Here is a 9,411-nt window from a genome sequence, read left to right on the forward strand (position 1 = left end):
TCGCCCTCGTTCACGGCCTTGACCACGGCGTCGTAGTCACCACTGTCGATGGCTTTGCTGACCTTCTTGGTGGCCTTGCCGACCGCCTTGTCGACGCGGTCGAGGTAGAGGTCGTCGACGACGGCAACGATCGCCGAGGAGCCCGGCGGCAGCCACTCYTCCGCGTTGACGCCGATGGMCTTYTCCTCGTGACGCTTCKYGATGGCGCCRACACCTGCGCCGATCCCAGCACCGATCACGCCGGASAGCAGRAGCGGCGGAGCGAACAGTCCGACCACCAGCCCGCCGATGGCGCCGGCCTTGGTGCCGCCGGCGACCAGTCCGCCCCCATGCTCYTTGACCTCGGTCTTGCCCKAGGCGTCACGYGACAGTACGACCGCAGCCGCCACAGCCGCGTCGTCCATGCTCTTGATCGCCTTGAAATCGTCTGCCGCCGAGCYYKYGTCGGCGTACGACGAWACGAACAAGATGTAGTTGTGCTCTGCCATGGTGTTTCCTCCACTTGGTTCTGGCCGGCGTAGCGGCCATCCGGCTTCTTACTGGACGCTGTCTCCGGACGGTGTTGGACAGAACCGAWCCGTCAACTGCAAGCGGCCTGTCGCGCTCGGACCGGGGCGGTACGCACACCGGTCGTCKGGTAGGTCCAACTCTTGCCCCGACAGGCACGCACCGGCAGTGCCATAAGTCATTGGTTCGGCGAAGGACCCTGGCAGGCAGCCGGGCCGGGGATGCCCTTGTTTAGGTTGGCTCGGTGAGCAGTTTTCTGATCTCGGTGAGCTTGGCTTCGGACTCTTCCAGGCGCACCCGGAGTACTTCCTCCGTMGCGCTGGTATTGGCCGCGTCGACGGGCGGTGCGGGTTCCTTCTTGTGGGGAGCCAGGAAGAAGTTGGCCAGGTAGCCGGTGAAGGTGCCGAAGATGCCGACGCCGATGACGATGATGCCTGACCCGAGGATTCGGCCGGCACCGGTGACCGGATATTGGTCGCCGTAGCCAACGGTCGAGATCGTGACGATCGTGTACCAGATGGCGTCCGAGGCGGTCGTGATGTTGGCCCCCGGGGCGTACTGCTCGATGCKGAGCATCGTGAGACTTCCGAATTCGAGCACGAAAATGCCCATGAGCAGCAGTATGTACAGGGAGCTGCCGGCCCGGTCTTTGCTCAGCGCGCGGCCGACCGTGCGGATGCCGACGTCGCGGAGCAGCCGGTACACCCGGATCAGCCGGAAGATGCGCAGGAATTTCAGTTGCGCGAAGGGCAGGCTGGCCAACAGGTCGGCCCAGCCGAAGTGCTTGAAGAAATAGGCGCCCGCCGAGGGTGCGGTGAGGATCCGGTAGAGGAAGTCGGCGAGGAAGATCACGCTGAAAATGGCGTTCATCACCGTCAGTACGGTGGCGAGCGACTGCTCCTGCGCCACATACGCGAGCACGAGATTGACGATCGACAGGATCGAAAGGATACCGATGAAGATCTCGTATCCGATGCTCTTCAGTTCACTGTGTTCCTTGGTCATGTGTGGATTCTGGMACGTCGGCAGCCGCGCAGACGACACTTTATCGCCCAGGTCTGACCGGACTGTAGCCCCCTGTTCACGCAAATGAACCCGCAGGGAAGGGGTGCAGACGACTTCCGAAAATGACCCTTGTAGACGACCATCAGGGAGAAACACGGCAGTGACCGTATCCGCTGCTGTCTTGGAAAATAACAGCTTTCCAAGACACTGACCCGCGGGCGGATGAGCCGGCCGGGTGGCTGAGAAAGCCGGGCTCGCCGATGTCCCGATAACTCGTCTCACCGTAAATCGTCTCAGCGAGGGGATTCCGGGGACTTTCCGAGTCAGACTGGCTTAGTGAGACAACTGGGTTATACGCGCGTCAGTACTTCCAGCCAGGACGCCCAGCTCCAACTCGACGCCCTGGTCGCAGCCGGCGTGCAGAAACGCGACGTCTTCGCCGATGTGACCTCGGGAAGCAAGACTGCAATCGAACGTCCCGGAATGAAAAGGCTCCTCKAGTACGCCGAGGAGGGCGACACCGTCGTTGTGTGGCGGGTCGACCGGTTGGGCAGGTCGCTGATCGACGTGCTCAACATAGTGACCCTGCTGCGCGACCGMGGGATCCATGTGCGCTCGATCGCCGACGGCATTGACCCGGCAACCTCGACCGGGCGCATGATGCTGAATATGCTCGCTACCCTTGCCGAGTATGAGCGCGAGCTGATCGTCGAGCGGGTCACCGCCGGCATCGCAGCCGCGAGGCAGAACGGCACACGCTTCGGCTGGCCGGTGTCCGACCCGAACGTCATCGCGGACAAGCTGGCGATCGCCCAGGACGCCCGCGCGAAGGGACGCACCGCCGAAGACGCCGCCCGCCTCGTCGGCTGGAGCCGCGCAACGCTCTACCGCCACCAGCAGGCCCTCGCGGCACGCGAGAGCACCACAATATAGGTGCTCCTGAACGGAGGGTGACGGACGCCCTCGTTTTGCAGCCTCGCCCAGGTAGCGCCCGAGTTAGGCCCTCGGACCTCGCTGCGCTCGGGCTGTAAAAGCGTTTTTTCTGTTTTTGCTGCTGTCCTTCGGATGTTCCTCCCCGGCTGGTGCCGCGCCGAGTCCGAGGTGCCGGAGGAGCGCGTCGAGGATMGGCAGCTGGCCCTTGACCAGCCGGGCCCTGGCTTGTTCCTCCGTGGCCCATTCGGCGTGGTCGATCTCGGGGAAGCTGCGGACGGCGCCGGATCCCTTGGGCCACTCCAAGGTGAAGGTGTTGCTCACGATGCGGTCGGGCTGGAAGTCCGATTCGGCGGCATAGACCGTGATGACCTTGCCGGAAGGCTGCCGGAAGTCGCCGAGCCGGTGGTAGTCGGCCGTGGGCGCGGGGGTACCTACTTCCTCCGCGAACTCCCGGTGCGCGGCCTCCAGCGGGTCCTCGCCGGCGGGGTATTCGCCCTTGGGGACGGACCAGGCGCGGGCGTCCTTGCCGGCCCAGAACGGTCCGCCCATGTGGGCGATCCAGACCTCCAGCGGAGAAGCGCTGCCGTCTTCCGAGGTGCTCGTTTGCGGGGACGCGCTKCCGGGTCCGGGTGTGCTGCCCAGCCGGTAGAGCAGAATGCCGGCGCTCCGAACGGTCATGGCTCCTCCTGTCCCAACGCTATCTCAACCGGCATTCAGCTGATCTTGCGACGGTAGATGGCGATCGCGAAGGCATAGGCGACAACGAGAATGCCGACGAGCCAGGCGAGGGCGATCCAGATGTCACTGCCGCTGGGTTCCTGGGCGAGCAAGGCTCGGATGGTGTTCACGATGGAGGTCACCGGCTGGTTCTCGGCGAACCAGGCGACCGGGCCGGGCATCGACTCGGTGGGTACGAACGCCGAACTGATGAACGGCAGAAAGATCAGCGGGTAGCTGAACGCGCTCGCGCCGTCGACGCTCTTCGCCGAGAGCCCTGCGATGACGGCGATCCAGGTCAGTGCGAGGGTGAACAGGATCAGGATGCCAGCGACGGCGAGCCAGTCGGCCACGGAGGCGCCGGTCCGAAACCCCAGGATCAGCGCGACGCCGATGACGATCGCGACAGCGGCAAGGTTGGCTGCCAGGGAGGTGAGCACGTGCGCCCAGAGCACGCTTGACCTCGCGATCGGCATGGACTGGAAGCGTTCGAAGATGCCGCCCTGCATGTCGAGGAACAGCCGGTAGGCGGTGTACGCGACGCCGGACGCGATCGTGATGAGCAGGATGCCGGGGAGCATGTAGTTGACGTACGACTCGCCGGATCGGGTGTTAATCGCGCCGCCGAACACGTACACGAACAGCAGCATCAGCGCGATCGGGGTGACGGCGGTGGTCATGATCGTGTCCGGGCTGCGGAGGATGTGGCGCAGCGAGCGGCCGGTCAGGACGCCGGTGTCGCCAAGGACGCGGGTGGTCATCGGGGTGCCTTTCGTGCCGGGGCCGAGTCGTCGGTGCGGTCGTCGTCGGTGCGGTGGCCGCCGGTGGCGCCGACGAGGGCGAGGAAGACGTCCTCGAGGGAGGGCTGCTTCTCGACGTACTCGACCGTGGCGGGCGGGAGGAGTTGCTTGAGTTCGCTGAGGGTCCCGTTCTGGATGATCCTGCCTTCATGCAGGATCGCGATGCGGTCGGCKAGCTTTTCCGCCTCGTCGAGGTACTGCGTGGTGAGCAGTACCGTCGTGCCCTGACCGGCAAGTTGCTTGACGCTCTGCCACACCTCGATGCGTGCCTGGGGGTCGAGGTCGGTCGTCGGTTCGTCGAGGAAGACGACCGGCGGGTTCCCGATCAGGCTCATCGCAATGTCGAGTCGGCGTCGCATGCCCCCGGAGTACGTCGACGCCTTGCGGTTTCCTGCTTCGCTGAGTGCGAAGCGGTCGAGCAGGTTGTCGGCGATCGCACCCGGGTTTGTCAGATGACGCAACTTGGCGATCAGCACGAGGTTTTCCCGACCGGTGAGCACTTCATCGACCGCGGCGAACTGGCCGGTCAGGCTGATCGACTCGCGCACGTCGCCGGGCTTCGCGGCGACGTCGAAGCCGTGAACCGTCGCGGTGCCGGCGTCCGCCTTCAGCAGCGTCGACAGGATCCGCACCAGCGTGGTCTTGCCCGCACCGTTCGAACCGAGCAACGCGAAGATGCTCCCCGCACTCACGGTGAAGTCGACGCCCCGCAGAACGTGCAGGTCCTTGAATGATTTCTCGATGCCCTGCACCCGGATCGCGGGTTCGAGGGCCTGTCCGGTGGTCATATCCGGTTCTCCGTTCCCGGTGCGTTCACACGCCGTCGGCGGCGGCCTGATCGATGGCGTCGGTCAGGCGCTTGCGCTCCTTGTTGATCCACTGGCCGTCGGAGTAGTTCTGGATGAAGGTGTCTGCGAACTCCACCKGGTCGTCCCCGACGATGTCGCGGATGGGGGTGCCGTCGACGGCGGCCCGCTCGATCAGGTCTGCGAGGTCCTCGAGCATCTGCATGAGCACATCGCCCTTGACGATGGACCCGGCGTACATGAAGTAGCGCTCGAGTCCGTCGATTGCGGTTCGATAGCTGGCGGGGAGTTGTTCTTTTCGATCCTTGTACCGGCGCCAGCGTTTCTTGTCCTCGAATGATCCCGTGATCTTTTCGATCCATCCTGCGGCCATGGTTACTCCCCTTCGCTTTGTGGGTGTTCTATGTCGTGGTGGAGCTGTTCGATCCGCATTTGGAGGAAGCTCCAAGTCCTCCAGAACTCTTCGAGGTACTCGCCGCCCAGTGCGTTGAGGGAATAGACCTTGCGCGGCGGCCCTTTCTCGGACGGGACCTTCGCCACGTCCACGAGGCCGCGCTGCTCGATCCTGACCAGCAGCGCATAGACGGTGCCCTCGACGATGTCGGAGAAGCCCTGCTCGCGCAGCCGCGCCGTGATCTCGTAGCCGTATGCCGGCTGCGCGGCCAGGATCGCGAGGACGATTCCCTCTAGCGTGCCCTTKAGCATTTCGGTCATCTGCTTGCCCATGGAACCCTCCCTACAGCTACTTGGTGTTACTGACTACCACTAGATAGTAACACTGAATAGCGACCTGACAAGGGGCGGCAGGGGGTGGATCAAGGGGCGGATACGGCGCATTCGATTCCGGTTTCCGATGCTCGGGCGAATGGGCGCGCGCCGTGCGGGGCGGATCAGGCCGCCGGCCCCCACAAAGCCTTGCGCAGCAGCCCCTTGAGGGCCGCGACCTCGGTGTCGCTGAGGCCGGCCAGGGCTGCGGATTCCGCCTCCCGCGCCGCGGCCTCGGCTTCCCGGAAGACCGCCGTGCCTTCCGCGGTGGCGGAGACGATCTTGGCGCGCCGGTCCTGTTTTCCGGGCGCGCGGATCACCAGGCCGCGCTTCTCCAGCTCATCAATCAACGCGACGATCTGGCTGGGATCCAGGCTGAGGAATTCGGCCATCTCCCGCTGGGTGGGCTCCAGCTCACTGGTGGCCAGGGCCAGCACGGAATAGGAGCGCTCCTTGAGGCCGAACCCGGCCAGCGCGCGGTTGTTTAGGACTGAACCCGCGGCATGCAGCTTGGCCAGGAGGAAGCCCGCATCCCGGCTGATAGTTGCCGCCATGAGCTTCTCTGCCGGGACGGTGCCCGGCGCGTCGTCAACTTCTGTCGGCATGCCAACTCCAATGGTCCAGAAAATAAATCATTGACTTTTTCAACTATCCATATTTACATGGATGCAGACCAGCATCCCACGCCGCAGGGCCGGATGCACACAGCAGCTAGCAAAGGAGCAGCAATGAGCCTGTCAGGAAAAGTAGCAATCGTCACCGGAAGCGGACGGGGCCTCGGCCTGGCCTACGCCCGGGAGCTGGCCCGCCAGGGCGCCGCCGTCGTTATCAATGACGTCGATGCTGCGGTGGCTGCCGAAGCGGTCCGGACCATTGAGTCCGACGGCGGTAAGGCCGCCGCCGTCGTTGCCCCGGTGGGCAGCTCCGAGGTGGCCAAGCAGCTCGTGCAGGCAGCCGTTACGKAGTTCGGCCGGCTCGACATCCTGGTGACCAACGCCGGCATCCTGCGGGACAAGAGCCTGCTGAAGATGACGGACGAGGACTTCGACGCCGTGATCAACGTCCACCTCAAGGGCACCTTCACCTGCGCCCGGGAAGCCTTCGGCTACTTMAAGGAGAACGGCATTGCCGGCCGCATCATCACCATCGGTTCACCGACCGGCCAGCGCGGCAACTTCGGCCAGACCAACTACGCCGCCGCCAAGGCCGGCATCGTGGGCATGGTCCGCACGTGGGCCCTGGAAATGAAGAAAGCCGGCGTCACGGCCAACGCCGTCATCCCCGTGGCCGCCACCGCCATGACCAAAACCGTCCCGTACTTCCAGAAGGCCGTCGAGGCCGACGAGCGCGGCGAGGCCATGCCGGCGTTCTTCCGCCACGACCTCGGGTTCGGCACGGCCGACGACGTCGCCGGACTCGTGGCGTTCCTCGCCTCCGACGCGGCCGCCGGAATCACCGGCCAGGCGATCGGMGCCKGCGGCGACCGGCTGCAGCTCTGGAGCCACCCCGAGGCCGCCGCCACCGAATACCGCGAGGGCGGCTGGGGCTACCAGGATCTCGCGGAAAACTTCGGGAAGCTCTTCGGCGACAAGCTGCAGAGCGTCGGCGAAGAGTTCCTGCCGCTGCCGKAGGAACTGCAGCCAGCAACGGCGCAGCCCGAACATACACAGCCAGCAACGGCACAGCCCGAGCCCGCTGCGCCGGCGAAGGTCGGCTAGCCATGTCCGCGCAGCGCTATGAACTCGGCATCGACGCCGCCTCGCTGGATGCGATCGACATGCACGTCCATCTCGAAGTGGACGGCCACGGCCACGAATCCCTGCCGCCGGCACTCACGGAAGCCTCCGCCAAGTACTTCAAGGCGGAGGATMGGACCCCGTCGCTGGACCGGATCGCCGAGGTCTACCGCGAACTGAACATGGCCGCCGTCGTCTTCACCGTCGACGCCCGGACCCAGCTCAAGCACGAGCCCAACAGCATCCCGGACCTCATTGCCGGGGCGGCACGGAACAACGACGTCCTGATCCCGTTCGGCAGTGTGGACCCGCGCACCGGCGCCGAGGCCGTCCAGGGCGCCAAGCACCAGGCAATTGACCTCGGCGCGCGCGGGTTCAAGTTCCACCCGAGCCTGCAGGGCTTCGACCCCTCCAACGAGCAGTTCTACCCGCTCTGGGAAACGCTGCAGGAACTGGGCCTGCCGGCCATCTTCCACACGGGTCAGAACGGCATGGGAGCCGGGCTCCCCGGCGGGTACGGCATCAAGCTGGCCTATTCCAACCCGCTCCTGCTCGACGCCGTGGCCGCGGACTTCCCGGAACTGCAGATCATCATGGCCCACCCCTCGGTGCCGTGGCAGGACGAGGCCAACTCGATCGCCACGCACAAGTCCAACGTGTTCATCGACCTTTCCGGCTGGTCCCCGAAGTACTTCCCGGAGTCCCTGGTCCGGATGGCCAACTCGGTCCTGCAAGACAAGGTCCTGTTCGGCACGGACTTCCCGCTGATCACGCCCCAGAAGTGGCTGGGCGCCTTCGCCGACCTTCCGCTCAAGGACGAGGTGCGGCCCAAGATCCTCAAGGACAACGCCGTCCGCCTGCTCGGGCTGGGTGGCTGAGGTGTMAGTGGCGACCGAAAACCAGACCAGGCTCTACGGCGTCTGCGACTACTACGATGCCGAGTCCCTCCTCACCGAGGACGAGCGACGCGTGCTCGGCAGGCTGCGGGGCTTCCTCGATGAGAAGGCGAAGCCGCTGCTGGCCGACTACTGGGAACGCGGCGAGTTTCCGGACCAGCTGGCGCGGCCCCTGATCGAGCTGGACCTCATCGAACCCGCCGAGCTCACGACCGACAGACCCGCCCGGGGGATCTACCAGGGTTTCCGGATCTTCGAACTCGCCCGGACGGACGCCTCGCTGGCCACCTTTTACACCGCCCAGGCCGGGTTGTTCCGGACCGCCATCAGGGTCGGCGCCTCCGCGGAACAGCAGGCCGAGTGGATGCCCAAGGTCATCGACTTCTCGCTCAAGGKCGTTTTCTCGCTGACCGAGCCGGAATCCGGCTCGGACATCGCCGGCGGCCTCGCGACCACCGCCCGCAGGGAGGCCGGCCYGGACGGCGACACCTGGGTCCTGAACGGCGCCAAGCGCTGGATCGGCGGCGCCGCCACGGCCGACGTCCTGGCGGTGTTCGCCCGCGACACGGCCGACGGGCAGGTCAAGGCCTTCCTCGTGGACCGTGACGCGGCCGGCGTGACCCTGGAGAAGATCCACCGCAAGACGGCGCTGCGGATGATGCAGAACGCCCACATCACGCTCGACGCCGTCCGGGTTCCCGAGGCCAGGCGGCTGCACAACGTGAACTCCTTCAAGGACGTGGCCGCGATGCTGCGGGCCATGCGCTCGGACGTCGCGTGGATCGCCACGGGCATCCAGGCCGGGGCCTTCGAGGCAGCGCTGCGCTACGTCACCCAGCGGCAGCAGTTCGGCCGTCCGGTGGGCTCCTTCCAGCTGGTGCAGGAAAAGCTCGCCCGGATGCTCGGCAACGTCACCTCGTCGCTGTCCCTGGTGGTCCGGCTGACCGAACAGCAGGACAAGGGCATCTACCGCGACCAGGACTCCGCCCTGGCCAAGATGCAGACGTCCCTGCTGATGCGCGAGACCGTGGCGCTCGCCCGCGAAGTGGTGGGCGGCAACGGCATCACGCTGGACACCGACGTCGCCAGGTTCCACGCCGACGCCGAGGCCGTCTACTCCTACGAAGGCACCCACGAAATCAACGCCCTGATCGTCGGCCGCGCCCTCACCGGCKAAAGCGCCTTCACCCGCTGACCGCGCCGCCGCCGTCCATCAACCCATCCMCATCAGCACAGGAGCCAAAGA

General features: G+C 65.7%; 12 protein-coding genes. 4 read left to right on the plus strand and 8 right to left on the minus strand.

Features of this window, described 5'->3' with window-relative positions; genetic code table 11:
• The coding region (locus tag AC1DBQ_RS18930) for a DUF1269 domain-containing protein (protein ID WP_476929976.1) at positions 1-488 on the minus strand (488 nt) is incomplete at its 3' end.
• A 250-nt stretch (positions 489-738) separates the two neighbouring features.
• Positions 739-1,512 (minus strand): ion transporter, encoded by a 774-nt coding sequence (locus AC1DBQ_RS18935; protein WP_476929977.1) that lies wholly within the window; start codon positions 1,510-1,512, stop codon positions 739-741.
• 336 nt (positions 1,513-1,848) lie between these two features.
• On the opposite strand from AC1DBQ_RS18935, the gene AC1DBQ_RS18940 reads away from it, so the two are divergent.
• Entirely contained in the window at positions 1,849-2,445 is a 597-nt protein-coding gene (locus tag AC1DBQ_RS18940) for a recombinase family protein (protein ID WP_476929978.1), read from the plus strand.
• Between the two features lie 63 nt (positions 2,446-2,508).
• Here the strand turns inward: AC1DBQ_RS18940 and AC1DBQ_RS18945 are convergent, their stop codons facing one another.
• From AC1DBQ_RS18945 to AC1DBQ_RS18970, 6 genes are all read right to left on the minus strand, one after another.
• Positions 2,509-3,123 carry an NUDIX hydrolase gene (locus AC1DBQ_RS18945; RefSeq protein WP_476929979.1) on the minus strand — a complete coding sequence of 205 codons (615 nt, stop codon included), beginning with the start codon at positions 3,121-3,123 and terminating at the stop codon, positions 2,509-2,511.
• Positions 3,124-3,158: 35 nt separating this feature from the next.
• Positions 3,159-3,923 (minus strand): ABC transporter permease, encoded by a 765-nt coding sequence (locus AC1DBQ_RS18950; protein ID WP_476929980.1) that lies wholly within the window; start codon positions 3,921-3,923, stop codon positions 3,159-3,161.
• Positions 3,920-4,750 (minus strand): ABC transporter ATP-binding protein, encoded by an 831-nt coding sequence (locus tag AC1DBQ_RS18955; protein WP_476929981.1) that lies wholly within the window; start codon positions 4,748-4,750, stop codon positions 3,920-3,922. The genes AC1DBQ_RS18950 and AC1DBQ_RS18955 overlap by 4 nt, the downstream gene beginning before the upstream one ends.
• Positions 4,751-4,775: 25 nt before the next feature.
• A complete protein-coding gene (locus tag AC1DBQ_RS18960; RefSeq protein ID WP_476929982.1) occupies positions 4,776-5,141 on the minus strand; it encodes a DUF1048 domain-containing protein in 366 nt (121 codons plus the stop codon).
• 2 nt (positions 5,142-5,143) lie between these two features.
• Positions 5,144-5,494 carry a PadR family transcriptional regulator gene (locus tag AC1DBQ_RS18965; protein ID WP_116767867.1) on the minus strand — a complete coding sequence of 117 codons (351 nt, stop codon included), beginning with the start codon at positions 5,492-5,494 and terminating at the stop codon, positions 5,144-5,146.
• A gap of 164 nt (positions 5,495-5,658) precedes the next feature.
• Positions 5,659-6,138 carry a MarR family winged helix-turn-helix transcriptional regulator gene (locus AC1DBQ_RS18970; RefSeq protein WP_476929983.1) on the minus strand — a complete coding sequence of 160 codons (480 nt, stop codon included), beginning with the start codon at positions 6,136-6,138 and terminating at the stop codon, positions 5,659-5,661.
• Positions 6,139-6,261: 123 nt separating this feature from the next.
• On the opposite strand from AC1DBQ_RS18970, the gene AC1DBQ_RS18975 reads away from it, so the two are divergent.
• The 3 genes from AC1DBQ_RS18975 to AC1DBQ_RS18985 are packed head-to-tail and all read left to right on the plus strand — an operon-like array spanning position 6,262 to position 9,360.
• Positions 6,262-7,251: an SDR family NAD(P)-dependent oxidoreductase gene (locus AC1DBQ_RS18975; protein WP_476929984.1), complete on the plus strand. Its 990-nt coding sequence runs from the start codon at positions 6,262-6,264 to the stop codon at positions 7,249-7,251.
• Positions 7,252-7,253: 2 nt separating this feature from the next.
• On the plus strand, positions 7,254-8,147 hold the full coding sequence (locus tag AC1DBQ_RS18980) for an amidohydrolase family protein (protein WP_476929985.1): 894 nt from the start codon (positions 7,254-7,256) through the stop codon (positions 8,145-8,147).
• A 7-nt stretch (positions 8,148-8,154) separates the two neighbouring features.
• A complete protein-coding gene (locus AC1DBQ_RS18985) occupies positions 8,155-9,360 on the plus strand; it encodes an acyl-CoA dehydrogenase family protein (RefSeq protein ID WP_476929986.1) in 1,206 nt (401 codons plus the stop codon).
• Positions 9,361-9,411: the final 51 nt, after the last annotated feature.

The organism is Arthrobacter sp. 10T413_2, from assembly GCF_056394205.1.

What these genes read in the sequence shown, in the direction of transcription:
- AC1DBQ_RS18950 (WP_476929980.1), bottom strand. Translation starts at nt 3,923, where the DNA reads ATGACCACCCGCGTCCTTGGCGACACCGGCGTCCTGACCGGCCGCTCG.
- AC1DBQ_RS18970 (WP_476929983.1), bottom strand. Translation starts at nt 6,138, where the DNA reads ATGCCGACAGAAGTTGACGACGCGCCGGGCACCGTCCCGGCAGAGAAG.